The 24,572-nt window shown below is 64.3% G+C and carries 24 protein-coding genes; 10 read left to right on the plus strand and 14 right to left on the minus strand.

Features of this window, described 5'->3' with window-relative positions:
• Nucleotides 1–4: 4 nt before the first annotated feature.
• The gene (locus tag RHODMAR_RS14140; protein ID WP_008715665.1) at nt 5–895 is read right to left on the minus strand and encodes a TIGR01777 family oxidoreductase; all 891 of its coding nucleotides are present in this window, start codon (nt 893–895) and stop codon (nt 5–7) included.
• Nucleotides 896–1,047: 152 nt separating this feature from the next.
• Nucleotides 1,048–2,874: a 2-oxoglutarate dehydrogenase, E2 component, dihydrolipoamide succinyltransferase gene (gene sucB / locus RHODMAR_RS14145; protein ID WP_008715667.1), complete on the minus strand. Its 1,827-nt coding sequence runs from the start codon at nt 2,872–2,874 to the stop codon at nt 1,048–1,050.
• A gap of 377 nt (nt 2,875–3,251) precedes the next feature.
• Between sucB and RHODMAR_RS14150 the strand changes: the two genes are divergently transcribed.
• Nucleotides 3,252–3,593 carry a hypothetical protein gene (locus RHODMAR_RS14150; protein WP_042939246.1) on the plus strand — a complete coding sequence of 114 codons (342 nt, stop codon included), beginning with the start codon at nt 3,252–3,254 and terminating at the stop codon, nt 3,591–3,593.
• 40 nt (nt 3,594–3,633) lie between these two features.
• Here RHODMAR_RS14150 and RHODMAR_RS14155 read toward each other — a convergent pair whose 3' ends face one another.
• A complete protein-coding gene (locus RHODMAR_RS14155) occupies nt 3,634–5,157 on the minus strand; it encodes a leucyl aminopeptidase (RefSeq protein ID WP_008715671.1) in 1,524 nt (507 codons plus the stop codon).
• A gap of 128 nt (nt 5,158–5,285) precedes the next feature.
• Here RHODMAR_RS14155 and gcvT point away from each other — a divergent pair, with 128 nt between their 5' ends.
• The gene (gene gcvT / locus RHODMAR_RS14160) at nt 5,286–6,386 is read left to right on the plus strand and encodes a glycine cleavage system aminomethyltransferase GcvT (RefSeq protein ID WP_042939247.1); all 1,101 of its coding nucleotides are present in this window, start codon (nt 5,286–5,288) and stop codon (nt 6,384–6,386) included.
• Nucleotides 6,387–6,426: 40 nt separating this feature from the next.
• Nucleotides 6,427–7,530 (plus strand): branched-chain amino acid aminotransferase, encoded by a 1,104-nt coding sequence (locus tag RHODMAR_RS14165; RefSeq protein ID WP_008715674.1) that lies wholly within the window; start codon nt 6,427–6,429, stop codon nt 7,528–7,530.
• Here RHODMAR_RS14165 and RHODMAR_RS14170 read toward each other — a convergent pair.
• Genes RHODMAR_RS14170 through RHODMAR_RS14185 form a run of 4 tightly spaced genes read right to left on the minus strand, consistent with a single transcriptional unit; the run spans nt 7,527 to nt 10,640 of the window.
• A complete protein-coding gene (locus RHODMAR_RS14170; RefSeq protein WP_008715676.1) occupies nt 7,527–8,288 on the minus strand; it encodes an adenosylcobinamide-GDP ribazoletransferase in 762 nt (253 codons plus the stop codon). The genes RHODMAR_RS14165 and RHODMAR_RS14170 overlap by 4 nt on opposite strands.
• A 2-nt stretch (nt 8,289–8,290) precedes the next feature.
• Nucleotides 8,291–9,409, minus strand: a complete 1,119-nt coding sequence (gene cobT, locus RHODMAR_RS14175) for a nicotinate-nucleotide--dimethylbenzimidazole phosphoribosyltransferase (RefSeq protein WP_008715678.1) — start codon at nt 9,407–9,409, stop codon at nt 8,291–8,293.
• Entirely contained in the window at nt 9,406–9,975 is a 570-nt protein-coding gene (gene cobU / locus RHODMAR_RS14180; RefSeq protein ID WP_008715679.1) for a bifunctional adenosylcobinamide kinase/adenosylcobinamide-phosphate guanylyltransferase, read from the minus strand. The genes cobT and cobU overlap by 4 nt, the downstream gene beginning before the upstream one ends.
• 5 nt (nt 9,976–9,980) lie before the next feature.
• Nucleotides 9,981–10,640, minus strand: coding sequence for a DUF3043 domain-containing protein (locus RHODMAR_RS14185; RefSeq protein ID WP_008715681.1), 660 nt, complete (start codon nt 10,638–10,640; stop codon nt 9,981–9,983).
• Between the two features lie 101 nt (nt 10,641–10,741).
• Between RHODMAR_RS14185 and RHODMAR_RS14190 the strand changes: the two genes are divergently transcribed.
• The 3 genes from RHODMAR_RS14190 (at nt 10,742) to RHODMAR_RS14200 (ending at nt 13,352) form a co-directional block, all read left to right on the plus strand.
• Entirely contained in the window at nt 10,742–11,815 is a 1,074-nt protein-coding gene (locus tag RHODMAR_RS14190) for a glycerate kinase family protein (protein ID WP_042939232.1), read from the plus strand.
• A gap of 66 nt (nt 11,816–11,881) precedes the next feature.
• Nucleotides 11,882–12,259, plus strand: a complete 378-nt coding sequence (locus RHODMAR_RS14195; protein WP_008715685.1) for a HesB/IscA family protein — start codon at nt 11,882–11,884, stop codon at nt 12,257–12,259.
• A gap of 118 nt (nt 12,260–12,377) precedes the next feature.
• The gene (locus RHODMAR_RS14200; protein ID WP_008715686.1) at nt 12,378–13,352 is read left to right on the plus strand and encodes a carbohydrate kinase family protein; all 975 of its coding nucleotides are present in this window, start codon (nt 12,378–12,380) and stop codon (nt 13,350–13,352) included.
• A gap of 39 nt (nt 13,353–13,391) precedes the next feature.
• On the opposite strand, the gene asnB is transcribed toward RHODMAR_RS14200, so the two are convergent.
• Nucleotides 13,392–15,320 carry an asparagine synthase (glutamine-hydrolyzing) gene (asnB, locus tag RHODMAR_RS14205; RefSeq protein ID WP_008715688.1) on the minus strand — a complete coding sequence of 643 codons (1,929 nt, stop codon included), beginning with the start codon at nt 15,318–15,320 and terminating at the stop codon, nt 13,392–13,394.
• A 237-nt stretch (nt 15,321–15,557) separates the two neighbouring features.
• Here asnB and ctaC point away from each other — a divergent pair, with 237 nt between their 5' ends.
• Nucleotides 15,558–16,637: an aa3-type cytochrome oxidase subunit II gene (gene ctaC / locus RHODMAR_RS14210; protein ID WP_042939250.1), complete on the plus strand. Its 1,080-nt coding sequence runs from the start codon at nt 15,558–15,560 to the stop codon at nt 16,635–16,637.
• Nucleotides 16,638–16,655: 18 nt separating this feature from the next.
• The gene (locus tag RHODMAR_RS14215; protein WP_008715692.1) at nt 16,656–17,072 is read left to right on the plus strand and encodes a cytochrome c oxidase subunit 4; all 417 of its coding nucleotides are present in this window, start codon (nt 16,656–16,658) and stop codon (nt 17,070–17,072) included.
• Between the two features lie 164 nt (nt 17,073–17,236).
• Here RHODMAR_RS14215 and RHODMAR_RS14220 read toward each other — a convergent pair whose 3' ends face one another.
• From RHODMAR_RS14220 to ctaE, 5 genes are all read right to left on the minus strand, one after another.
• On the minus strand, nt 17,237–17,512 hold the full coding sequence (locus RHODMAR_RS14220) for a helix-turn-helix domain-containing protein (RefSeq protein WP_008715693.1): 276 nt from the start codon (nt 17,510–17,512) through the stop codon (nt 17,237–17,239).
• 245 nt (nt 17,513–17,757) lie between these two features.
• Entirely contained in the window at nt 17,758–19,557 is a 1,800-nt protein-coding gene (gene qcrB, locus RHODMAR_RS14225; protein ID WP_008715696.1) for a cytochrome bc1 complex cytochrome b subunit, read from the minus strand.
• Nucleotides 19,554–20,732 carry a cytochrome bc1 complex Rieske iron-sulfur subunit gene (qcrA, locus tag RHODMAR_RS14230; RefSeq protein ID WP_008715698.1) on the minus strand — a complete coding sequence of 393 codons (1,179 nt, stop codon included), beginning with the start codon at nt 20,730–20,732 and terminating at the stop codon, nt 19,554–19,556. The genes qcrB and qcrA overlap by 4 nt, the downstream gene beginning before the upstream one ends.
• Complete coding sequence (gene qcrC / locus RHODMAR_RS14235) at nt 20,729–21,577, minus strand: cytochrome bc1 complex diheme cytochrome c subunit (protein ID WP_042939235.1); 849 nt, start codon at nt 21,575–21,577, stop codon at nt 20,729–20,731. The genes qcrA and qcrC overlap by 4 nt, the downstream gene beginning before the upstream one ends.
• A gap of 83 nt (nt 21,578–21,660) precedes the next feature.
• Nucleotides 21,661–22,272: an aa3-type cytochrome oxidase subunit III gene (ctaE, locus tag RHODMAR_RS14240; protein WP_042939237.1), complete on the minus strand. Its 612-nt coding sequence runs from the start codon at nt 22,270–22,272 to the stop codon at nt 21,661–21,663.
• Nucleotides 22,273–22,423: 151 nt separating this feature from the next.
• Between ctaE and RHODMAR_RS14245 the strand changes: the two genes are divergently transcribed.
• Together RHODMAR_RS14245 and trpD are read left to right on the plus strand one after the other, a co-directional pair.
• Nucleotides 22,424–22,900 carry a hypothetical protein gene (locus RHODMAR_RS14245; RefSeq protein ID WP_008715702.1) on the plus strand — a complete coding sequence of 159 codons (477 nt, stop codon included), beginning with the start codon at nt 22,424–22,426 and terminating at the stop codon, nt 22,898–22,900.
• Nucleotides 22,901–22,949: 49 nt separating this feature from the next.
• Entirely contained in the window at nt 22,950–24,011 is a 1,062-nt protein-coding gene (gene trpD / locus RHODMAR_RS14250; RefSeq protein WP_008715703.1) for an anthranilate phosphoribosyltransferase, read from the plus strand.
• 10 nt (nt 24,012–24,021) lie between these two features.
• On the opposite strand, the gene RHODMAR_RS14255 is transcribed toward trpD, so the two are convergent.
• Nucleotides 24,022–24,297 (minus strand): Lrp/AsnC family transcriptional regulator, encoded by a 276-nt coding sequence (locus tag RHODMAR_RS14255; protein WP_008715704.1) that lies wholly within the window; start codon nt 24,295–24,297, stop codon nt 24,022–24,024.
• Nucleotides 24,298–24,572: the final 275 nt, after the last annotated feature.

Here is a 24,572-nt window from a genome sequence, read left to right on the forward strand (position 1 = left end):
CGCGTCAGCTGCCCACAGCTACTCGCAGTGCCTCTCCCACGGTGTTGTGCTCGAACGTGTACCCCGCGTCCTCCAGAGCCTTGGGAATGGCACGCGGCCCGGTGAGAATGGCTTCCTCGGCGAACTCGCCGATCACTGCCTTGAGGGCGAAGCCGGGGACAACCCACGGCGCTGGGCGGTGCACCGCCCGCGACATCGCACTGTTGAACTGCGCATTCGTCACCGGGGTCGGACCCACCATGTTGACCGGTCCGCGCAAGGAATCGCTCTCGATGCCGTGGACGATGGCACCGATCTCGTCTTCCAAGGAAATCCACGGGAAGTACTGACGTCCGCTACCGAGCCTGCCGCCGAGTGCGAACAAGTACAGCGGGCGAAGCTTGCCCAGCATGCCGCCGCGTTGCGAGAGCACCACACCGCTGCGCAGCATGATCGTGCGGACGCCCGCCACCGACGCCGCAGACGTGGCGTGCTCCCAATCGCGGCAGACCTCGGCCAGGAATCCCTCACCGACCGGCGCGGTCTCGTCGACCACCCGATCTCCGGTATCGCCGTAGAAGTTGACGCCGCTGGCATTGATCAGAGTGGGTACGCCGGCGTCAGCGGCAGCTCCGGCGAGTACCTCGGTCGGGGCGATGCGACTGTCCCGGATCAACTGCTTGTACGCGCCGGACCATCTCTTGTCGCCGATCCCGACGCCGCAGAGGTTGACGACCGCGTCGGCACCGTCGAGCGTTGCCGCGTCGATGCTCCCGCGCGCCGGATCCCACTGCGACTCGTCCGGCCCTGCCGGTGACCGCCGTACGAGCCGGGTGACGTCGTGGCTTCGACCCCGCAGTGCTGCGACCAGGGCTGTGCCGATCAAACCCGATGAACCTGCAATGACTACGCGCATGTGAACGAAAGCCTCCTTGACGCAGATCGGGGCATCATTCGCGAACGAATGATGCCCCGATCTGCACGGTTCGTGCCCCTGTGTTCGAGACCGACGATGCGAATGTTTCACGCTCTCACGAGAATACGTGAGAGGCGCGATTCGCCGGTTGCCTACAGGCCGAGATCGGCCTCGAAGGACGCTACTTCGAGACGCTGCTTGATCGTCGTCAGGAAGCGTCCTGCATCGGCCCCGTCCACCAACCGGTGGTCGTAGGTGAGCGGCAGGTAGCACATCGAGCGAACACCGATCGACTCGTTGCCCGTGTCGTCCTTGACGACGACCGGACGCTTGACGATCGCGCCCGTGCCCAACATGGCCGCCTGCGGCGGAACCAGGATCGGCGTGTCGAACAACGCGCCCTGGCTACCGATGTTGGTGATCGTGAACGTGCCGCCGGACAATTCGTCCGGCTTCAGTCCACCCGAGCGGGCCCGAGTTGCGATGTCGTTGATCGCCCGCGCCAAACCGGCCAGTGACAGGTCGCCCGCATTGTGGATGACGGGGGAGAGCAGCCCCTGCTCGGTGTCCACGGCGATACCGAGGTGGACATCGGCGTGGTACGTGATCTCCTTGGCGTCTTCGTTGATGCTCGCGTTGACATTCGGGTGTGCCTTGAGGGCCTCCACCACCGCCTTCGCGAAGAACGGCAGGTACGTCAGGTTGACGCCCTCGTTCTCGGCGAACTTCGCCTTGGCCTTGGTGCGCAGACCGGCAATCTTCGTCACGTCGACCTCGAAGGTCTGCGTCAGCTGAGCAGATGTCTGCAGCGACTCACGCGTCTTCTTCGCGGTGATCTGGCGAATCCGGTTGATCTTCTGCGTGGTTCCGCGAAGATGCGCCAGCTCCGGGCGCACGCCTGCGGTGGCCGGGGCGGCAGGCTTCGACGCTGCAGCCGGTGCCGCGTCGGCGGCCGGGGTGGCCGGAGCCTTCTTGGCCTCGGCTGCAGCGAGCACGTCCTGCTTGCGGATGCGTCCACCGACACCGGTGCCCTTGACCGTCGACAGGTCTACATCGTTGTCGGTCGCCAGCTTGCGCACCAGCGGTGTGACGTACGGGCTGGAATCACCCGACGGTGCAGATTCCTTGGCCGGAGCGGCCTTGGGGGCCTCCTGCTTGGGCTCGGGCTTCGCCTCGGCCTTCGGTGCCTCCTGCTTCGGGGCCTCCTGCTTCGGCTCTTCCTTGGGAGCCTCCTGCTTGGGCTCTTCCTTCTTCGGCTCTTCCGCCTTCGGTGCCTCGGGCTCCGGAGTGGGCTCGGGTGCCTTCTCGGCCGGCGATCCGGATCCGATGACAGCGAGCTGGCCACCGACGGCCACTGTGTCGTCTTCTTCCGCGGAGATCTCGAGCAATGTTCCGGCGACCGGAGACGGGATCTCGGTATCGACCTTGTCGGTGGACACCTCGAGCAGCGGCTCGTCGACGGCGACCTCGTCACCGACTGCCTTTAGCCACCGAGTTACGGTGCCTTCGGTGACGGACTCGCCCAACTCGGGCATCGTCACAGAAGTGCCGGATCCGGACGAGTCGGACGATGCACTCGACGCGGGTGCCTCCTCCTCGGCCTGCGGCTCGGGCTCGGCTGCGGGAGTGGGCTCCTCGGCAGCGTCCTCGGGTGCCGAGTCCTCGGGTGCCGAGTCCTCGGGTGCCGACTCTTCGGCGGGCGCGGCGTCCTCGGCCGGTGCGTCGGACGAGGACGACTCGTCTGCGTCACCGATCTGCGCGAGCTCGCCACCGATGTCGACGGTGTCGTCTTCCTGAGCGACGATCTTGATGAGAACACCGGCAGCAGGCGACGGGATCTCGGTATCGACCTTGTCCGTGGAGACTTCGAGCAATGGCTCGTCGACTTCGACGGTGTCGCCTTCTTGTTTGAGCCACCTCGTGACAGTTCCCTCGGTGACGCTCTCACCAAGAGCTGGCATCTGGACGGAGAAGGCCATGTCTGTTGACTCCTCGACAGTTGTATGCGGGTGATTAGTTCTTACGACTTGTGGTCGCAGACCATTGTGCTGGCGGAACAGGGTTCATGGACGAGAGTTGCATGATTCGGTTCGACGGAGCCACCGGTGCACCGGACACCGACCGAGCATGTTCGGCTCGACACAGCGCCCACGTCGTCACTCCCTCTCGGCAATTCACTTACTCACTTCACGAGCCTTGGTTCATTATCAAGAGAGTTGAACCCTCTACTCTCATCCTTCCATTGATATCGCGTCCCCGTTCCCCTAGGGCGCACAACACGCCTGGCAAACTGGCGGGTAACAACATTCCGGCATCGGAACCGGTGCCGCACACGACGAACGAAAAGGATGTTTTCGTGGGATTGTTCGATCGACTCACGCGACGCGGCGGGCCTGCCAAACGTGGTCCGGAGGGTTCGGTCGCCCAGTACCTGGCCGATTGGACCGCCGAACGAATCGGTGTCGAGGCCTACGTCGAACCGAAGACGACGGTCACCCCGCTGACCGTGGTGCTCGTTGCGAACGACGGCGAATGGACCCGTCGGCCGCTCGATGAAAAATATGTACGAAAGATCGGATCCGACCTGAAGATCCCGGTGTACGACGTTCGCAAGACCGGCTATCCGCAACGAATGCGCGATCACGACGCCCGGCAGAAGATCGTCAGAAAGCGTGAACAGCAGCAGCGCGACCGGTGAGCCCGTGCGTGCGGAAGACGTTCCGCACGCACGGGATGAATCAGCCGTTCTCGACGATGTCCTCGAGAACCGCGAACATCGTCCGCACGGGAACTCCGGTGCCGCCCTTGCCGGTATATCCGAACGGTCCGCTGGTGTTGTATGCCGGGCCCGCGACATCGATGTGAGCCCATTCGACGCCATCGGCAACGAATTCCTTCAGGAAGAGCGCTGCCGCCAACATTCCGCCTGCTCGTCCGTTGGTGACGTTCGCCAGATCTGCCACCTTGGAGTCGAGTTCGCGTCGAATCTCCTTCGGTAGCGGCATCGCCCAGCCGTTCTCACCGATGGCTCGGGAGATCGCGGCTACCCGGTCACGGAAGTCGTCGGTTCCCATCACGCCCGGGGTTCTGTTACCCAGAGCGACGACCTGAGCCCCGGTGAGCGTCGCGGTGTCGATGAGGTAATCCGGATCGTCCTCGCAGGCACGCACGATCGCATCGGCCAGCACCAAGCGGCCTTCTGCATCGGTGTTGATGACTTCGACGGTGATGCCGCCGTACTGCGTCAGCACATCGCCGGGACGTTGCGCGGTGCCCGACGGCATGTTCTCCGCCATGGGCACCGTCGCGATCACGTCGAGTGGCAGACCGACCTTGGCGGCCAGCACGACCGTGGCGATGACCGCCGCGGCACCGCCCATGTCCGAGGTCATGTTCTCCATTCCCGCAGCGGGTTTGATGGAGATACCGCCGGTGTCGAAGGTGATTCCCTTGCCCACCAGTGCGACCTTCTTCGCTCCGCGTTTGCCGCCCGCATGTGTCAGGCGAACCAGCCGCGGCAACCGCGACGATCCCTTACCGACTCCATGGATGCCGCCGTAGCCGTCCTTCTCCAACGCTTTGTCGTCGAGGATCTCGACTTTCAAGCCTGCCGCGGTGCCCACTGCCTTGGCCTGAGCTGCGAACTCCTCCGGGTACAGGTGGCTCGGCGGGGTGTTCACGAAATCGCGGGCCACAGCGACCGATTCCGCGATGGCGATCGATCGCGCCAGCTCGTTCTTCGCATCCTTGGAGCGGGTGTCGGGGACCAGTAGCTCGACATGGGCGAGGGGGAGAGCGTCGGACTTGGGTGCCGAGAGCGCGGACTTGAATTCGGTGAACTGATACGCGCCGAGAAAGAATCCCTCCGCCGCCGCACCGAGATCGAGTGCGGACAATGTGGTCGCTACCGTGTCGACCCCCTTCAGCGAGCGAGCCGCGGTACCGGCCGACTGTCGGATGCGCTCGCTGTCGATGTCGGCCGCGCTACCGAGACCGACCGCCAGGACACTCGATACGGCCAGGCCTACCGGAGCCGGGATACGAACGAGCTCGTCGGCCTTGCCGGTGGCACCGACGGCTTCGAAGGCGTCCAGCAACGCGTCGGCGATGGAATCGTCGGAAATGTCGTCGGTGATGGCGAGCTCGAGACCGTCGTCACTGGTACTGAGAGCGACGACGAGAACGTCGACTTTCTTGCCGAGCTTGCCCGCGAGAACCAGATCGGGTCCGAGAGTGCGGGATAGCGTCGAGGGGGTAGGCACGTGGCTGCTCCTGTAGGGGTTGACGTGTACGTACCTCGATCCTAGTGACGATCGATCGCGTCGACGATCGAGGGACGCTGTCGGTCACCGGGCCCGTCCGAGTGGCCGAGTGAGCTAGCGTGACCGCCATGACCGACACCGAGCTGATCGAGGGACCACTGCACGCCGTACACACCGAATTGGGTGCGACATTCGCGCCTTTCGGCGGCTGGACCATGCCGGTGTCGTACGCCGGTGTGGTCGTGGAGCACGCCGCGGTGCGGGAGAGCGTCGGCCTGTTCGACGTCGGCCATCTGGGCAAAGCGTCGGTCACCGGACCCGGCGCTGCCGCGTTCGTGAACTCGGTACTGACCAACGACCTCAATCGAATCGAACCGGGCAAAGCGCAGTACACCCTGTGCTGCACCGAATCCGGTGGCGTCGTCGACGACCTGATCGCGTACTACGTCTCCGACGACGACGTCTTCTTGGTACCGAATGCAGCCAACACGGCTGCGGTCGTCGCGGCGATGGCCGCTCAGGCCCCCGACGGTGTCTCGGTGGTGAACCAGCATCGAGAGTTCGGGGTGTTGGCGGTGCAGGGACCGAAATCGACCGAGGTACTGCAGGAATTGGGTCTGCCGACCGACATGGATTACATGGCGTTCGAGGACGCAACGTGGAACTCGGTGGCGGTGCGCGTGTGCCGAACCGGGTACACCGGCGAGCACGGATACGAACTTCTCCCTCCGGCGGGAGACGTCGAACCGCTGTTCCGGGCGCTCATGGCTGCAGTACGGTCTCGCGGCGGGCAGGTGTGCGGACTGGGAGCTCGCGACACTCTGCGTACCGAGATGGGATACCCGTTGCACGGACACGAACTGGCGCTGGACATTTCGCCACTGCAGGCCCGCTGCGGCTGGGCGATCGGCTGGAAGAAGGATGCATTCTGGGGCAAAGCGGCACTGACCGAGGAGAAGGCGAGCGGACCGACGCGAATACTGCGCGGATTGAAGGCTCTCGACCGCGGCGTTCTCCGACCGGGCCTCGTCGTGCGGGTATCGGGGCAGGACATCGGAACGACGACGTCCGGCACTTTTTCGCCGTCCCTCAAGGTGGGTATTGCTCTCGCCCTGCTCGATTCCGAGGCGGCTCCGGCGGTCGGGTCGGAGGTCGAGGTGGACGTTCGTGGTCGAGCTTTGCGTTGCGAAGTGGTCGCGCCGCCGTTCGTCGCTGCGAAGACCAGGTGACTGCGCGAGCGCGTGTAACCGCCACGATAGGATCTCGGGCATGACAGGTGTTTCCGAGTTCAGGTACGTGCAGCATCCCTCGCCCGCTACACCGGTGGAGCGCGACGCGGTGCTCGCCGCACCCGGATTCGGAAAACACTTCACCGACCACATGGTGTACATCGACTACACCCGCGGCGGTGGCTGGCACGATGCGACGATCGCGCCGTACGGCCCCATCGAACTCGACCCGGCCGCGATGGTGCTGCACTACGGACAGGCCATTTTCGAGGGCCTCAAGATCTACCGTCAGCCGGGCGGTGAGCTCTCGACTTTCCGGGTGCAGTCCAATGCCGAGCGCTTCCGGAATTCTGCTCGACGGCTCGCCATGCCGGAACTGCCGGACGAGCTCTTCATCGGATCGATCGAAAAGCTGCTCGAACTCGACCACGACTGGGTGCCCGCGGCAGGCGGCGAAGACGCGTTGTACGTCCGGCCCTACATGTTCTCCACCGAAGCCGGCCTCGGCGTGCGCCCCGCCGACTCCTACCGCTACATGCTGATCGCCTCGCCCGCAGGCGCGTACTTCCCCAGGGGAGTCAAGCCGGTGAGCGTCTGGCTGTCGACCGAGTACGTCCGAGCAGCACCGGGCGGCACCGGGGACGCCAAATTCGCCGGCAACTACGCCGCGTCCCTCCTCGCGCAGGCGCAGGCCAGTGACGAAGGGTGCGACCAGGTGGTGTGGCTCGACGCCATCGAGCGCCGCTACGTCGAGGAGATGGGCGGCATGAACCTGTTCTTCGTCCTGGGCTCGGGCTCCGATGCACGACTGGTGACGCCTTCGTTGTCCGGATCGCTCCTTCCCGGAATCACCCGAGACTCACTGCTGGCACTGGCGACGGACGCAGGTATCGCGGTCGAGGAACGCCGAATCTCCACCGAGGAGTGGCGGAAGGGCGCCGCCTCGGGTGAGATCACCGAGGTGTTCGCGTGCGGAACAGCGGCCGTTATCACTCCGGTGGGCAGCGTCAAGTCCACCGAAGGAACATTCGAGATCGCCGGCGGCGAGCCAGGGGAGATCACGCTCGCACTGCGGGACACTCTCACCGGCATTCAGCGCGGCACTTTCGCCGACACGCACGGCTGGATGACCAAGCTCCGCTAATTGCCGACGAGCAATCCGATTGCAGCAAGTGCGGTGGTGGTCTCGATTCCTGCTCCGAGCACATCGCCGGAGAGGCCGCCGAAGCGTCGAACACAGTGGCGTGCGCCGACGACTGCGAGCACGAGGACAGCGACGACCACCAGCGGACCATGCCACGGGCGCTCGGGTCGCGCGAATACCGACATGGCTGCCGCCGCACCCACCCACAGCGCCACCGCAGCCTTCGATTGGGTGCCTGCCACGAGTGCTCCGAAACCGTTCGCTGCCGCCGCATCGATGCCCCTGCGGCAGCCGACGACCACCCACACGCGGCCGATCACCGAGATGAACACGATCGCCCACCACAGGTGCAGCTGGGCGAGCTGACCCACACTTGCGGCCTGGATCGCCAGAACCAGAGCCACAGCGGCAACTCCGAACGGGCCTGCGCTGCCGGACTTCATGACTTCGCGCGCCCGCTCGGGAGGGCCGTAGCAGCCGAGCCCGTCGGCCGTATCGGCCAACCCGTCGAGGTGCATGCCTCTGGTCAGCAGCGCCGCGGCGGCGACGCAGATCAGTCCCCCGAGAATCGGGGACAGCCCAGCGGCGACCGTCACCCACAGAAGTGCCGACGCCACGCCGCCGAGAACCAGTCCGACGAGTGGCGCGTGGGCAATCGCTCGCCCGGCCGAGGCGCGATCGACATCTGCCGGGCCTCGTACCGGCAGCACCGTCAGCCAGGAGAACGCGAGCAGCAGTCCATCGGCTCGCCCGCGCATCGTCAGTGGTCTTCGATGTGGCTGTGGTCTTCGAGGCTGCTGTGGGCTTCGCTCTCGCCGGTGCTGACCCCGGAATCGGCAAAGGTCGCCATCGAATTCAAAGTCCCGACACCCGCCTGAACCAGGGGGAGTGCCGCGAGTGCACCCGAGCCCTCGCCGAGCCGCATGTTCAGCTCCACGATCGGTTCGAGACGCAAATGGCGCAACGCAAGTGAGTGGGCAGGCTCGGCCGAGCGATGCCCGGCAACCCACCAATCCCGTGCCCCGGCCGCGCCGTCCTCGGCCACCAACGCGGCCGCGGTCACCACGAGACCGTCGAGGATCACCGGCGTCCGTCGATGGGCGGCCTGGGCGAGAAAGCCTGCCAGTGCCGCGATGTCCGCACCGCCCGCTACCCGGAGCAGATCCATGGGATTCTTGGCCACCGGACGCGCTCGGCGCATTGCATCTCGGACAGCTGCGGTCTTTCTGATCCATCCGGCGTCGTCGATCCCGGTACCGCGACCGACCGCGGCGACCGGTTCGGTATCGGTGAGGGTGGCGATCAATACCGTTGCGGGAGTTGTATTTCCGATACCCATGTCGCCCGCGATGAGCAGATCGGCACCGCCGTCGACTTCCTCGTCAGCAAGTGCGGCCCCCGCGGCGACGGCGGCTCGCACCTCGTCCTCACTCAGCGCATCCTCACGGTCGATCGACCCGCTGGACCGTCGAATCTTGAACGCGGACACCGATGGATCGGTCTCGGCGTCGACTGCGATGTCGACCACCCGTACGGTCGCACCGGCGATTGCCGACAGCACGTTGACTGCCGCACCGCCACCGCGGATGTTCTCGACCATCTGAGCCGTCACCTCGGCGGGATAGGCGGAGACACCGTGCGCCGCAACACCGTGATCGCCGGCGAAAACGACGACGCGAACCCGCCCGAGAGACCGCGGCGGACAGCTGTCCTGGCAGGACGCTATCCATTCCCCGAGTTCCTCGAGCCGGCCGAGGCTTCCGGCGGGCTTGGTCAGTTCGCGTTGCCGGTCTGCGGCGGCCGACCGAGCCGAGTCGGACGGTGCGGCTACCGGGCGAAACGGTGACGACGCCGAATTCACTTCCGAAGGAGTTGTCACACTGTGCCTTTCGCGGTGATGAGGTCAGCCGGTGGTTCCTTGAGGGTCAGAGCGAGCCCCGCGACGACGAGCAGAACACTGTCACACACCGCCGCGAGTCGAGAGTTGAGCAGGCCGAGCTCGTCTCGGAACAGGCGACCGGAACTGGATTCGGGCACCACGGACAGGCCCACCTCGGGGCTCACGAGTACGAGGGCCGAGCTGCACTGCGCAACCGCGGTGACCACGTCGTCGACGGCCGGTGCGATCGTGCCGCGGGGGCGCTCCCACGCCTGCGCATCGTCGAGCATTCCGGTCAGCCAGGTGCCGAGATCGTCCACGATTGTGGTGCCCTCCCACGGCTGCGAAACGACGGTGGCCAACGAGGTGACCGTTTCCACCGTGATCCAGTGGGTCGGTCTCGACGCACGATGACCGGCTATGCGACGCTGCCAATCCTCGTCGGTGGGGTTGCGTCTGCCGGTGGCGATATAGCGGACCGGCTCGGCGGTGGCACGAGACTCCGCGTGTGCGGACTTACCTGACCTGGCACCACCGAGCACGAGGGTTCGAGTCGGTTCACCCACCGACGTCAGACAGCCGCGCCGGCGCTGACTCGAGGTTTGGGAGCACGCATCTTCCGGATCTGGGACGCGCGAACGAAGGCGTACCACCCGATCTTGAAACCGCCGTCAGGGGTCTCGGGGAAGCGCGCTCGAATCTTGTTGTTGATCATCTTGCCGAGGTAGATCCCCTCGCCCACCATGAACAGCATCATCACGAACATGCCGAGGGTGACGTATGCCTGCACCGCGGGCTGCAGGAACAACGCGAAGATGAGGATCAGGGCGAGCGGCATGAACAGACCCACCAGATTGCGCCGCGCGTCGACGATGTCGCGAACGTACGCACGCACCGGGCCCTTGTCTCGGGGGAGCAGGTACTTGTCGTCGCCGGCGAGCATGCGTGCGCGACGTTCTGCGGCCGCTGCGCGGCGCTCGTTCGAAGCGGCTTTGCGATCTTCTTTGCTGCCCTTGTTCGCCTTGCGACGCTCGCGCGCCTCTTTGCTCGTCAGCGGAGCTGGCGCAACCGGACCGCGTCGTCGGGACTCCGCGTCCCGGCGCTTGGGAGTCGGCCGGCCCTTGCCGAGAGACACCGGCGACGCGGCCTCGCTCTCGGACGCAGTCGACTCGGATCGGTTCGAGTTCTGTTCGTCCGAATTGTCGGAGTTTCCACGGCGTAGCAGCTTCACGCTTCCAGAGTATGGGATGGCGTCTCGATATCGAACACCGGCCAGGTCAGCTTGCGGATCAGCAGATGCCGTCCTGGTGCCGCGCCCCTAGACTTTCCACGATGCGAGTGATGATTGCGCCGGATTCCTTCGGAGACACCCTGACCGCGGCGGACGCGGCCGACGCCATCGCCAGGGGATGGTCGTCCGTTCGAGAGCAAGACGAACTCGAACTCGCACCACAATCGGACGGCGGCCCGGGATTCGTCGAGGTACTGGCCGCACGTATCGGCACCGTCCAGTTCGCCGACGTCGACGGTCCCCTCGGTAACCCGGTGCAGGCGCGGTGGCTGCTCGACGGCACCTCTGCATACATCGAATCGGCGCAAGCGTGCGGGCTGCATCTGCTCGACGGTCCGCCGAGCCCACTGTCGGCTCTCAAAGCGAGCAGCTACGGCGTCGGCCAACTTCTCGATGCGGCTCTGGTCAGTGGGGCAACAACGATCTTCGTCGGGCTCGGCGGAAGCAGTTGCACCGACGGCGGTCGAGCGCTCGTTCGCGCACTGGGCGGCCTGGGATCCGCGGTGGCCCGATTGTCGGGAATCGACCTCGTCGCCGCGTCGGATGTGGAGAATCCGCTCTTGGGCGCAACGGGCGCGGCTCGGGTGTTCGGCCCGCAGAAGGGTGCCGACGCCGAGACGGTCGAACGATTGGAAGAGCTGAACGCCGACTGGGCTGCCGTGCTGTCTGCAGCGGGCCACGACGTCGCGGATCGGACGGGTGCCGGTGCCGCGGGTGGTCTCGGCGGTGCCCTGTTCGCTCTCGGCGCCAGACAGCAGCCCGGGGCCGCCGTGGTGGCCGAGCGGACCGGTCAGCAGGAACTGCTCGACACCGTCGACCTGGTGTTGACCGGGGAAGGGAAGTTCGATTCTCAATCTCTCCGCGGCAAGCTGGTGACCAGAATCGCTGCCGCCGGCGGTGCGACCGGCGTCGAGACCATCGTGGTCGCGGGCCAGGTGACGTTGACCGGGGACGAACTTGCGTCGGCGGGTATCTCGGCAGCGCACTCGATCAGCGAGTTCGCCGGATCGGTCGACGTGGCGATGTCCGATGCAGCGAATCAGCTCGAACGGCTCGCCGCGCGCGTCGCGACCGACGTTGCGGACTCTGCCGCGAATCCGAGGCGGCGAGCGTGAGGAATAGCGCCACCGGGAGTACGGTTGTGTAGTTCACGGGTTTTGTACGACTGATAGGGAGAGCCCATGACCGTTTCGAGTGAGACCACAACTGAGACCACAACGACCGAAACCACGGCGCACAAGGTCACCATGACCGAGACCGCGTCGTCCAAGGCGAAGGCGTTGCTGGACCAAGAAGGCCGCGACGACCTCGCGCTGCGCATCGCCGTGCAGCCAGGTGGTTGCGCAGGACTGCGTTATCAGCTCTTCTTCGACGACCGAAGCCTCGATGGCGACCTTGCGGTCGACTTCAACGGCGTCACCCTCGCTGTGGATCGGATGAGCGCCCCCTATGTGGAGGGTGCATCCATCGACTTCGTGGACACGATCGAGAAGCAGGGTTTCACGATCGACAATCCGAACGCCACGGGATCGTGCGCGTGCGGCGACTCGTTCAACTGAGCTGACTCGTCTTCGACTGTGACCGATACACGCATGCGTGTATCGGTCACAGTTGTGTCTGCCGACAGCACTTCATCAGCCCAGCCCTCCAGCAATCCGAATCGAAAGGCCCTTCTTCGTGACTCTCGCGGTATCCGGCTCGATAGCCACCGACCATCTGATGCGATTCTCGGGACGGTTCGCCGAGCAGATCGTCGCCGACCAGCTCGCGAACATCTCGTTGAGCTTCTTGGTCGACGACCTGGTCATTCGTAAGGGGGGAGTCGGCGGAAACATTGCGTACGCACTCGGAGTCCTCGGCGGCTCGCCGCTGCTCGTGGGTGCCGTCGGACCGGACTTTTCCGATTACCGCGCCTGGCTCGAAGAGCACGGCGTCGACTGCAGCGGCGTGAGTGTCTCCGCCACCGCGCATACCGCGCGTTTCGTCTGCACAACGGACGAGGACATGGCGCAGATCGCGTCGTTCTACCCCGGGGCAATGAGCGAGGCCCGCGACATTTCGATCGACACACTGGCCGACCAACACGAGTTGGACCTGGTTCTGATCGGTGCCAACGACCCGGATGCGATGACGGCGCACACCGCTCAGTGCCGCGCGGCAGGCATCCCATTCGCGGCCGACCCGTCCCAGCAGCTCGCCCGGCTCGACGCCGAGCAGGCAATCGAGTTGATCGACGGTGCCGCGTATCTGTTCACCAACGAGTACGAATGGGCGCTGCTCAAGCAGAAGACCGGCATGTCCGACGCCGATATCGCAGACAAGGTGAATCTGCGTGTCACCACGCTGGGCAAGCGCGGCGTCGACATCGTCGCCAAGGGTGGGCAGCACACCCACATCGGTGTCGTGCCCGAGACGAGCAAGGTCGACCCGACCGGAGTGGGCGACGGCTTCCGGGCCGGTTTCCTCACCGCGCACCTCGCGGGCGCAAGCATCGAGCGCGCGGCGCAACTCGGTTCGCTCGTCGCCGTGCTGATTCTGGAAACCACCGGCACACAGGAGTGGAGCCTGAACCGCGACGACGCGATCAAACGTCTGAGTGCGGCGTACGGCACCGAGGCAGCCGAGGACATCGGCGCGCTTCTGCCGGCCTGAGATCGGTCTTCCCGCCGAGGCCTCGGCGGGAAGACAAGGTCAGATGTTGACCGGGTACTCCGGTTCGGCGATCTGCGGCACGATGCGCTTCTCGACGAAAATTCCGTGCCACACCATGAAAATCAACAGGGTCCACAGCCGTCGGCTGTGATCGGACTTACCGGCGCGGTGATCGTCGAGCATGGCTACGATCGCGGGCTTGTTCAGCAAGTGATCTGTTTGTGATTCTGCGATCTGCTGGTGCGCCCAGTCGAAGAGTTCGGGGCCGCGGAGCCAGTGGCGAAGCGGTACCGGAAATCCCAGCTTGGCGCGATGGAGCACATGACCGGGAACAATTCCCTCCAGCGCTTGGCGCAGGGCGTACTTGGTGGTCTCCTTGGTGATCTTCTGCTCGAGTGGCAGCTTCTCGGCAACCTTGTATACCTCCGAGTCCAAAAACGGAACTCGCAGCTCGAGCGAATTCGCCATGGTGATCTTGTCGGCCTTGACCAGAATGTCGCCGCGCAACCACGTGAAGAGGTCCAGGTGCTGCATGCGGGCTACCGGATCCCATCCCTGCGACTGCGCATAGATCGGTGCGGTGACGTCCTGGTGCGTCCACTCCGGCCGGAACTCGCGCAAAACCGATCGCAACTGCGCGTCGTTGAAACTGCGCGCGTTGCCGTAGTACCGCTCCTCGAGAGTCATGGACCCGCGATTGAGCAGGCTCTTGCCCCGAGTGCCCTCCGGGATTCTTTCGCTCAACGAACCGGCTGCGCGGCGTAGGAACGCGGGCAGCGACTCGAACGGCTTCAGCGACAGCGGTTCGCGATAGATGGTGTAGCCCCCGAACAACTCGTCCGCACCCTCGCCGGAAAGCACGACTTTCACGTGCTTGCGCGCTTCCTTGGCGACGAAGTACAGCGGTACGAGCGCTGGATCGGCTACCGGATCGTCCAAATACCAGACGATCTCGGGGATGGATGCCGCGAACTCCTCCGGCCCGACGACCTTCACGATGTGGCGGGCCCCGATGGCGGCCGCCGACTCCGCTGCCACGTCGACTTCGGAGTAGCCCTCGCGCTCGAACCCGGTGGTGAAGGTGATCAGATCGGGATTGTGGCGGATCGCGAGAGCCGCGATGGCAGTCGAATCGATGCCGCCGGAGAGGAACGCGCCGACGGTGACGTCGGCTCGCATGTGCTTGGCGACCGAATCCTCCAGAGCTTCGGCGATTTCCTGGTAGCGAGCTTTCTCGCTGCCGGGTGCGAAGGGCTGGACCGGAAACTTCGGGGTGAAGTATCGAGTGACCTTCGGCGGAGCCCCGGGGGAGAGGGTGGCGTAGCAACCGGATTCGAGCCTGCGTATCCCTGCGTGGAGTGTCTCGGGCTCGGGCACGTACTGCAGCACCGTGTAGTGCTCGATGGCGCGCGGATCGAGATCGGCGTCGACCCCCACCAGATCCATCAACTCGAGCACGCTCTTCTTCTCACTGCCGAAGGCAGTGCCTCCGGGGCCGGTAGCCAGGAACAGCGGCTTGATGCCGAAGGGATCACGCGCGATGAACATCTGGCGGGTCTCGGTGTCCCAGACAGCGAATGCGAACATGCCCCGCAGTCGCTGTACTGCGGCAGGGCCCCAATAGTGGAAGGCCGCGACGATCGACTCGCTGTCTCCCTCGGTGACGAATTCTGCGCCGTGGTCGCGCGTGAGCTCGGCGCGCAGCTCGAGGTAGTTGTAGATCTCGCCGTTGAAGACCAACGCGTACCGGTCCGGGGACTCCGGTGGACCCCAGCGCATCGGCTGATGGGAATGTTCGATGTCGATGAAGGAGAGCCGATTGAAGCCGTAGACGACGTCGTCGTCGTGCCAGGTGCCACCCGGCTCGTCCGGTCCCCGGTGGCGCATGCAATGGGTTGCCGAATTCACGAGCTCGACTCCGGCGGCGGTCGTTCCGTGAGACGTCAGTACTCCGAGCAGTCCACACACAGCGTCTGCTACCTCTTCTCGCAGTTGGGGACAATCCAGTCTGGGGCGACGGGGGTTCTGGTCTCCGCGAGCGTCGTCAGCGGGACGGTAGGTCAGGATCCGAGTATGCCGCAGACACGCTCGAACGTGGGTAACGACCCAAGGGTGGTCCCCGGCGGGCTTTGGTCTACGCTGCGTAGTACTCGGGCATCTCCATGTGGAAGCCCTTACTCTTCAGTGGTGGGCAATCAGGAAGGCGTGAACGTGGCGCAGAGTCGGATCCTTCGGCGAGCGGGGCTGACAGCATTTCTCGGTGTAGCCGCGTTGATGCTGTCGGGCTGTTCCATCAGCAGTGACAACGTACTCAATTTCGGTTTCGCCTCGGGCGTCACCCCGCAGGGGCAACGTATCGGGGACCTGTGGACGTGGTCGGTCATCGCGGCCCTGGTCATGGGCATCATCGTGTGGGTGTTGATCTTCTGGGTGGTGCTTTTCCATCGTAAGAAGAAGAGCTCACCGGAGTTCCCCCGCCAGACGGCGTACAACGTTCCGCTCGAGCTGTTCTACACGGCAGTTCCGTTCGTGATCATCGCCGTCCTGTTCTACTTCACCGTCGTGGTGCAGAACTACGTCGACGAGAAGCAGGCCGATCCCGACGTACAGGTCGACGTCACTGCCTACCAGTGGAACTGGAAGTTCGGATACCGGACCATCGACCTCAAGGACGGTGCCGCCAAGTACGAGGGCACCGACGAAGAGGAGCAGGCGGCAGCCGAGGCTGCAGCGACCCCCGGCGAGGGTGCCGAGGGAAGCGAGGACGGCGAGTTCGTTCCCGGTCCGATCAACGGAGCGAGCACTCAGGACCTGTCGTACCTGCACTACAACAAGATCGAAACCGTGGGTTCGAGCGAAGAGATCCCGGTGCTGGTACTGCCGACCGGTAAGCGCATCGAGTTCGTGCTCGCGTCCTCGGACGTCATTCACGGTTTCTGGGTTCCAGAGTTCCTGTTCAAACGTGACGTTCTCCCGAATCCCGAAGAGAACCACTCGGACAACGTCTTCCAGATCAGCGAAATCGAGCGCGAAGGATCCTTCGTCGGTCGGTGCACCGAAATGTGCGGCACCTTCCACTCGATGATGAACTTCGAGGTTCGTGCGGTAACTCCGGACAAGTTCGAGCAGTACATCGAGCTCCGCAAGCCGCTGTCCGACGGTGGCGAAGCGCTGACCAATGCGCAAGCACTCGAGGCCATCGGCGAGAGTCCGCTCGCTACGAGCACATCTCCGTTCGATACCGATCGCACCGTTCGTTCCGCCGCCGTCGCCGAAGGCAACTGACCAAGGAAGCATGCTGATATGAAAATCGAAGCCAAGATCTTCGAGATCCTCACCGTCTTCTTCCTCCTGGTCGGCATCGTGTACGCGTTGTTCACGGGATTGAGTCGCACCGGAGTGGAGTGGGCAGGCGTCACCGCGATCTTCCTGTCGGTAGGCCTGACTCTGATTGTCGGTACCTACTTCCGGTTCGTCGCCCGACGTCTCGATACCCGCCCCGAGGACTTCGACGACGCAGAGGTCAGCGACGGTGCCGGCGATCTGGGCTTCTTCAGCCCCGGTAGCTTTTGGCCGATCGTGCTCGCAGCCGCCGCGTCCGTCACGGCCCTCGGATTCGCCTTCTTCCAGCCGTGGTTGATCGCGTTGGGTGTCGTCTGCGTCATCGGAGCGGCCGCTGGACTGGTCTTCGAGTACCACATCGGTGCCGAGCGGCACTGACCCTATACGTCCGAAAAGGGCCCCACTCGTTCTCACGAACGACTGGGGCCCTTTTCTGTACCCGAGAGAGCAGGGGCCCGCACTCGAGCGTGGCACAGGAACGATGTGACGGAACGAGGAGCGGTGGGCGACGGTGTCGCCAGGAGGCGTCGGCCTCGGTGTGGTCAGGAGGCGTCGGCCTCGGTGTGTTTCGATGTCGAGTCCGAGGCGGAGTCGGCTACAGCGTCCAACGAGATGTCGAGTGCGTCGCACAATGATGCAACGGTGAAGAACGCAGGAGTCGGTATTCGTCCGGTCTCGATCTTCCTGAGCGTTTCGACCGAGATGCCGGCAGCATCGGCAACATCGGTCATGGTCCGACTGCCTCTGTATTTACGCAGAGCAGTACCGAGCCTGGCACCACGAGCGAGTTCGCCTGGGGTGAGGGGAATGCGGACCATACCCCGATAGTAATACCGGTAAATCGAACGGCCGGAGCGGCGTCCTCGAGACCGAGAGATGAATACCGGAAGTCAACGGCCCGGTGCGGGGATTCATAACCGAGCCGGGGGAGGGGAGGGGCATCGAAACCCCGCAGCTGTGATGTGGGACTGCGTCGCCATAGCGGGGCCGGGCAAGGTCGGTGTGGACATCGAAAAGGGCGGCACCGTCACCGGTACCGCCCTTGTCGATGTTCTAGCGAATGTCAGCGATCGCTGTCGCTGTCCTGTCGACCGGAACTGAGTGCAGCGTCCTCGTGGCCGTTGCCGTTGGAATGGCCGTTGCCGTTCGAGTGACCGTTGCCGTTGGAATGGCCGTTGCCGTTCGAGTGACCGTTGCCATTGGAATGGCCGTTGCCGTTCGAATGACCGTTGCCGTTCGAGCCGTTGCCGAGAGTTCCCGCCTGGTAGTTGCGGAGCATCGCGAGCTGTTGGTGCTCACCCTCGTGCAGAGCGTCTTCGAGAGCCCTGCTCTGTGCAGCCGGGTCCGGAGTGAACAACGATCCCGAGCCGGGCTTTCCGGCCGAGCCGAGCTTGTTCATCTTCTTGGGTACGGGTGCGCCCTGGTAGTCGAGAGGAATCGGGTGACCGTGATCGTCGACCGGTCCGAGCGGCTGGTGGATTTCCACGTACTGGCCGTGCGGGAGACGCTTGATGATTCCGGTTTCGATTCCGTGCTCGAGCACCGCCCGATCGCTGCGCTGCAGGCCGATGCAGAACCGGTAGGCAACGAAGTAGGCGATCGGCGGCAGAATCAGTACGCCGATACGACCGATCCAGGTCATGGCGTTGAGCGAGATGTCGAACTTGTACGCAATCAGGTCGTTGACGCAGGAGAGCGTCAGAACAACGTAGAACGCAATGGACATCGCGCCGATGGCCGTACGAACCGGTACATCGCGGGGGCGCTGCAGCAGGTTGTGGTGTGCAGTGTCTCCGGTGAGGCGCTTCTCGATCCACGGGTAGGCGATCATGACCGTGAACACCAGACCCATGATCACTGCCACCCAGAACACGGCCGGGATGGTGTAGCGACCGGCGATGTAGATATCCCATGCCGGCCAGAGCCGAGCCAGACCGTCGGTCCACATCATGTAGAAGTCGGGCTGCGATCCTGCCGAGACCTGGGCCGGGTTGTACGGTCCCAGGTTCCAGATCGGGTTGATCTGAAGCAGACCGGCCATTGCGGCAATAACACCGAATGTCACGGCGAAGAAGGCACCGGACTTGACCGCGAACACCGGGAGAATGCGGACGCCGACAACGTTCGTCTCGGTGCGTCCCGGTCCGGGGAACTGGGTGTGCTTCTGGTACCAGACCAAAGCAAGGTGGGCCGCGATCAGAGCAAGGATGATCGCGGGCAGCAGCAGCACATGGGCCACGTACAGGCGCGGAATGATGATGGTGCCCGGGAAGTCGCCGTCGAAGATGAGCCAATGCATCCAGGTTCCGACGATCGGGATGCTCATCGTGATGCCCGAGAACGCTGCACGAAGACCCGTGCCCGAGAGCAGGTCATCGGGGAGGGAGTATCCGAAGAAGCCCTCGAACATGGCGAGGATCAGCAGCAAGCAGCCGATGACCCAGTTGGCCTCACGGGGGCGACGGAACGCACCGGTGAAGAAGATGCGCGCCATGTGCACGATGATGGATGCGGCGAAGATCAGGGCCGCCCAGTGGTGGATCTGTCGCATGAACAAACCGCCGCGAACCTCGAACGAGATGTCGAGGGCGGTGGCATATGCACGCGACATAGTCACACCGTTGAGGGGGGTGTACGCGCCCTGGTAGACGACCTCGCTCAGTGACGGGTCGAAGAACAGCGTGAGGAACACGCCGGAGAGCAGCAGGATCACGAAGCTGTAGAGCGCGATCTCACCGAGCAGGAACGACCAGTGGGTGGGGAACACCTTGTTGATCTGGCGGCGCAGCCCCGGTGCCAGATGGTAACGACTGTCTACGTCGTTGGCCTGCTTGGCTGCGAGGGTTTGCAGTGAAGGACTCATGAATCACGCTCCGGTCGACGTTCCCAGAAGGCGGGACCCAGAGCTTCGTTGAAATCGGATCGTGCCACTAGGTATCCCTCCTCGTTGACTGTGATGGGAAGCTGGGGCAGCGCGCGCGCGGCCGGTCCGAAGATCGGCTTGGCGTACTCGAGCGCGTTGAACTGCGACTGATGGCAAGGGCAGAGAATGCGGTTGGTCTGCTGCTCGTACAACGATGTAGGGCAACCCAGGTGCGTGCAGATCTTCGAGTAGGCGTAGTAGTCGCCGTAGTTGAAACTCTCCTGGCCCTTGCGCTTGATGACCGTGCTGGCGGCCTCGGGGCGCAGGCGGATGAGCATGACGGCATTGCGGATACCGCGCAGGGACACGAGCAGTTCGTGCTCGCTTTCGCGGTCCGCTTCGCGGAACGGGAAGACAGTCTCCATAGCACCAGCGTCCAAGTCCTCGGGCCGAACGAGAACGACATCTTCCGGTCGCCCGGTGTCTCGTCGGAGGTAGATGGTTTCTCCATCGTACCGAGGAGTCCAGCCGGATACCCACAACGGAGAATCTTCGCCCTTGGCCCACGGGTTCTTGATCAGACCACCGAGGGGGAGTAGTGCCATGACACCGAGTGCTCCACCACCGAACAGCAGTGAGCGCTTGATCACCTTGCGTCGACCGATGGTCGACGTGTCCAGGGAGTCGCCCAGTTCTGCCACCAGAGTCCTACGGTCCGTCTCCGAGGAATTTCCATCGTGGCGGTCCTGGATGGAGACCTCTTCGGGGATGAACTTCTTGGTGAACTGCACTGCACCGACACCGACGGCGAGGATCGCCAGGCCCATCGTGCCGCCGATCAACGGCGTGTACAGCGAGTAGAGGTGGTAGTTCTCGTCGCCGATGCCGGCGTACTGCCATGGCCAGAACAGGTAGACACCGATGAACGCGACGGCCGACAGGCCGGCGATGGCAAACCAGATCGCTACGCTGCGCTCGGCGCGCTTCTCGGCGCGAGTTCCCTCGACGGCCCAGCGGTTGCGACGGAAGGCGACATCGACGCCATCGAGGTTGGTGCCGAGTTCGACGAGCTGGTCGCGACTGAGCGAACCCAACTCCTCATCGGTGTACTTCTTGTCGGCATCCACACCGCTGGTGTCTGCCGTATCTTTGCGGCCGGAATCACCGTCGCTCATGACCTCGCTCCGATCCACAGTGTTGCGCCGACGACTGCGGCGATTCCGACAACCCACAGGGCGATGGCCTCGGTGCCCGGACCGAAGCCAGCGAGCCCCCAGCCGCCCGCGGCCTTCGTCTCCTGAGCCGACCTGACGTAGGCGATGATGTCCGACTTCTCCTCGATCGTCAGCTGACGATCGGAGAACTTCGGCATGTTCTGCGGTCCGGTAACCATCGCGGTGTAGATTTCCTGCTCGTTTGCAGGTCCGAGATCCGGCGCGAACTTGCCGGACGACAGGGCACCGCCCTGACCGGTGAAGTTGTGGCAGGACGCGCAGTTCAGCCGGAACAGCTCACTGCCTCGTGCTACGTCGTTGCCGCGCAGCGATTCCTGAGCAACGTCACCGTTCTCGTCGAGGATGACCGTGGGTCCGCCGCCGTTGGCCTGAACGTACGCACCGAGCGCGTCGATCTGCTTGTCGTTGAACTTCGGCGGCTTGCGCAGCGCCTGAGCCTCGTTACGCACAGCAGGCATGCGGCCGGTGGAAACCTGGAAGTAGACAGCCGCCTCACCGACGCCGATGAGGCTGGGGCCGCGGTTCTCGACGCCCTGCAGGTTGGCACCATGACACGTCACGCAGGAAGTGTCGTAGAGCTGCTTACCCTCGCGGATCAGTGCCGCCGAGTCGGCGTCTGCAGTGGCGACCTGCGGGGTTGGGGTCAGGGCCGAAGCGAGGAATCCCGCGCTCAGAAGGCCCATCATCAGAACGAGAGCGCCCGTGATACGTCGGCGACCCTTACGCTGCCGTCGTGTCTTGGAGGCGGCTTTGTCGACGGATGCTGCTGGGGGAGATGTACTCATCTTCTATCCCTTGTCGTGTCGGGACGGACCGAACGTCGGGGGCTGAATCCGTTCGTTCGTTATCTTTGGCGTGCTGACTGTCACTAGCGGATGAAGTAGATCGTCGCGAAGAGGGCAATCCAGACGATGTCGACGAAGTGCCAGTAATACGAGACGACGATGGCAGCGGTGGCCTGCGCGGGCGTGAACTTACTGACCAAGGTCCTGGTGATCAGAAACACGAACGCGATGAGCCCGCCGATCACGTGCAGGCCGTGGAAGCCTGTCGTGATGTAGAAGACCGAGCCGTAGACGCTGCTGGACAGCGTCGTGCCTTCTTCGACCAGGTGGTAGTACTCGTACGCCTGACCGGATACGAAGAACGCACCCATGATCAGCGTTATCGTGTACCACCGACGCAGCCCGAACACATCTCCGCGCTCGGCTGCGAAAACGCCGAGTTGGCAGGTGAACGAAGAAGCGATCAGCACGGCAGTCACCGGCACGGCCAGACCGAGGTTCAACTCGGTCGGTTCCGGCGGCCAAATTCCGTTCGCCTGGGCTCGCGCGACGAAATACATCGCGAACAGCCCAGCGAAGAACATGAGTTCACTCGACAACCACACGATCGTGCCGACGCTGACCATATTGGGACGGTTCAGCGAGTGCACGCGTTGGGTGATTGCCGATCCTTGAGTCCCTACAGCGCTCGTCACAGAAAGAAGTATGACCCGTCGTAGTACGGGAGGCATATCCGGGTCCGGTCTTGGCGCGTCGCAGCACAACGAATCCGGGTGGCCCGTTGTTCCCGGCCTGGTAGAAGCCCCCGTACGGGCCGGTAGGGTCCAGTCGTGCAAGGCTGGCCTCATGGCAAAGGGCAGCGAAGGTGGGTGGTTTCGACGACTGTTCTCGCGTTCGAGCGCAGAACGTCTGGACCCCACTCGTGAGGATCTGGTGATTGTGGCGCGTTGCTTCGACGACGCGCGGGCATGCTCGGCTGTGCTCGATGAGGCAGCCACCGAGCCGCCGGTCTGGAACGACACAGCGGACGTACTACTTCGACATCACCTGTTGTTGCCGGCCGGCGAAGTGGGGGACGCCGCAGCTGTCGCCGCTCAGGACGGATACGAGATCGGTCCCGATGCCGAACTGCCGCACACGCCCGGCTATCGCCCTGACGTCGAGGACGGCGTCGCACTGGTGCTGCAGCGTGTGCAGGTTCTCGATGCGCTGCACTGCTCGCAGGAACGTTCTCGGATGGCCGGCCTCGCCCAACGCCGAGGCGGAGTCGTCGTCGGGTGGGATGCGCTGCAGCCGACACCGGCCGACGGCGCATCTGGCTAAGCTTCCACCGCACCGAGCACCGACCGCAGAAGGGCACGGCAGAACCACCATGACCGCAGCGACCAGCGACGAACAGCCCCGAACCTGGCGTCGAATTCTCGGCGCGTTGACTACCCACACCGACCTCTCCAGCGCCGACACCGGCTGGGCCATGGACGAGATCATGGCCGACAACGCGACAGCCGCGCAGATCGCTGCGTTCGGAGTCGCGCTCAGAATGAAGGGTCCGACGCCGGCAGAGGTCAACGGTCTCGCCGAGTCGATGCTCGCCCACGCAGTTCTGGTGGACACCGATTCCGACGCCGTCGACGTGGTGGGCACCGGAGGTGACGGAGCGGACACCGTGAACATCTCCACCATGGCCGCGATCGTCGTAGCGGCCGGCGGAATCCGAGTGGTCAAGCACGGCAACCGAGCTGCGTCCTCGAAGAGCGGCACGACCGATGTGCTAGAGGCATTGGGCGTCCGGGTGACCCTGAGTGCCGACGCGGTCGCGTCGAGCGTCGAACAGGTCGGTATCGGGTTCTGCTTCGCGCCGATCCATCACCCGGCCTTGCGTTTCGCCGCGGCACCTCGCAAAGAGATCGGCATCCCGACGGTGTTCAACGTGCTGGGGCCGCTGACCAACCCGGGCCGCCCGCGGGCCGGTTTGATCGGTTGCGCCTTCGGAAGTCTGGCCCCGGTGGTCGCCGACGTGTTCGCCGCACGCGGCAGCTCGGTACTCGTCGTGCGTGGTGACGACGGACTGGACGAGATCACGCTCTCGACCACCACGACCGTGCACGTGGTGGCCGGTGGCTCGGTGACAGTCGAGACGATCGATCCCCTCGACTACGGAATCGACCGAGCTCCGATCGAAGCACTCCGGGGCGGTGACGCCGAATTCAATGCGGCGGTGGCGCACCGTGTGTTCGCCGGAGAACGGGGACCTGTCCGCGACGCCGTCCTACTCAACGCAGCCGCTGCAATCGCGGCCCATCACGGGGTATCGGGTGATCTCACCGCTCGCATCGAAGCCGGGTTGTCCACTGCTGCAACGGCTGTCGACTCAGGGGCAGCTGCGCAACTGCTCGCGGACTGGGCGCGTTGCACCACCGCGCTCGTCGACTGACCGAGCGGTCCTACTCGCCGATCGAGAACCCTGCATCGACGTCGGCACTCGAATAGGACTGAAACGCAATGTGAGTGGTGGTGTTCCGCACACCCCGCACCCGATTGATGTGCTTGGTGATGACCTCGGCGATCGAGGCGTGATCGCGAACCTTGACGATGGCGATCAGATCGACATCCCCGGCACACGAATAAACCTCCGACACACCATCGACATCGGCTACAGCCTGCGCCGCCTCCGGAATCAAATCGGCCTCGGCGTCGATCAAGACGATGGCATTGATCATCTGTGCTCCTCATGCGTCTCGAGCTCGATGTACGACGAGCTCCACCCAACTCCACCAACCCTAGTTCCTCGAGCGGGCCTACCGGTCGTTCCGCGGGCTCCACTCCTGCTCCCGATGGTCGTTCCGCGGGCTCCACTCCTGCCTTACCGGTCATTCCGCGGGCTCCACTCCTGCTCCCGATGGTCGTTCCGCGGGCTCCACTCCTGCTCCCGATGGTCGTTCCGCGGGCTCCACTCCTGCCTTACCGGTCGTTCCGCGGGCTCCACTCCTGCTCC

Origin of the sequence: Rhodococcus sp. AW25M09 (assembly GCF_000333955.1) — a bacterium.
Classification (GTDB): domain Bacteria; phylum Actinomycetota; class Actinomycetes; order Mycobacteriales; family Mycobacteriaceae; genus Rhodococcoides.

What these genes read in the sequence shown, in the direction of transcription:
- RHODMAR_RS14140 (WP_008715665.1), bottom strand. Translation starts at nt 895, where the DNA reads ATGCGCGTAGTCATTGCAGGTTCATCGGGTTTGATCGGCACAGCCCTG.
- sucB (WP_008715667.1), bottom strand. Translation starts at nt 2,874, where the DNA reads ATGGCCTTCTCCGTCCAGATGCCAGCTCTTGGTGAGAGCGTCACCGAG.
- gcvT (WP_042939247.1), top strand. Translation starts at nt 5,286, where the DNA reads ATGACCGACACCGAGCTGATCGAGGGACCACTGCACGCCGTACACACC.
- RHODMAR_RS14165 (WP_008715674.1), top strand. Translation starts at nt 6,427, where the DNA reads ATGACAGGTGTTTCCGAGTTCAGGTACGTGCAGCATCCCTCGCCCGCT.
- RHODMAR_RS14170 (WP_008715676.1), bottom strand. Translation starts at nt 8,288, where the DNA reads ATGCGCGGGCGAGCCGATGGACTGCTGCTCGCGTTCTCCTGGCTGACG.
- RHODMAR_RS14190 (WP_042939232.1), top strand. Translation starts at nt 10,742, where the DNA reads ATGCGAGTGATGATTGCGCCGGATTCCTTCGGAGACACCCTGACCGCG.
- RHODMAR_RS14195 (WP_008715685.1), top strand. Translation starts at nt 11,882, where the DNA reads ATGACCGTTTCGAGTGAGACCACAACTGAGACCACAACGACCGAAACC.
- RHODMAR_RS14215 (WP_008715692.1), top strand. Translation starts at nt 16,656, where the DNA reads ATGAAAATCGAAGCCAAGATCTTCGAGATCCTCACCGTCTTCTTCCTC.
- RHODMAR_RS14220 (WP_008715693.1), bottom strand. Translation starts at nt 17,512, where the DNA reads ATGGTCCGCATTCCCCTCACCCCAGGCGAACTCGCTCGTGGTGCCAGG.
- qcrB (WP_008715696.1), bottom strand. Translation starts at nt 19,557, where the DNA reads ATGAGTCCTTCACTGCAAACCCTCGCAGCCAAGCAGGCCAACGACGTA.
- qcrA (WP_008715698.1), bottom strand. Translation starts at nt 20,732, where the DNA reads ATGAGCGACGGTGATTCCGGCCGCAAAGATACGGCAGACACCAGCGGT.
- qcrC (WP_042939235.1), bottom strand. Translation starts at nt 21,577, where the DNA reads ATGAGTACATCTCCCCCAGCAGCATCCGTCGACAAAGCCGCCTCCAAG.
- RHODMAR_RS14245 (WP_008715702.1), top strand. Translation starts at nt 22,424, where the DNA reads ATGGCAAAGGGCAGCGAAGGTGGGTGGTTTCGACGACTGTTCTCGCGT.
- trpD (WP_008715703.1), top strand. Translation starts at nt 22,950, where the DNA reads ATGACCGCAGCGACCAGCGACGAACAGCCCCGAACCTGGCGTCGAATT.
- RHODMAR_RS14255 (WP_008715704.1), bottom strand. Translation starts at nt 24,297, where the DNA reads ATGATCAATGCCATCGTCTTGATCGACGCCGAGGCCGATTTGATTCCG.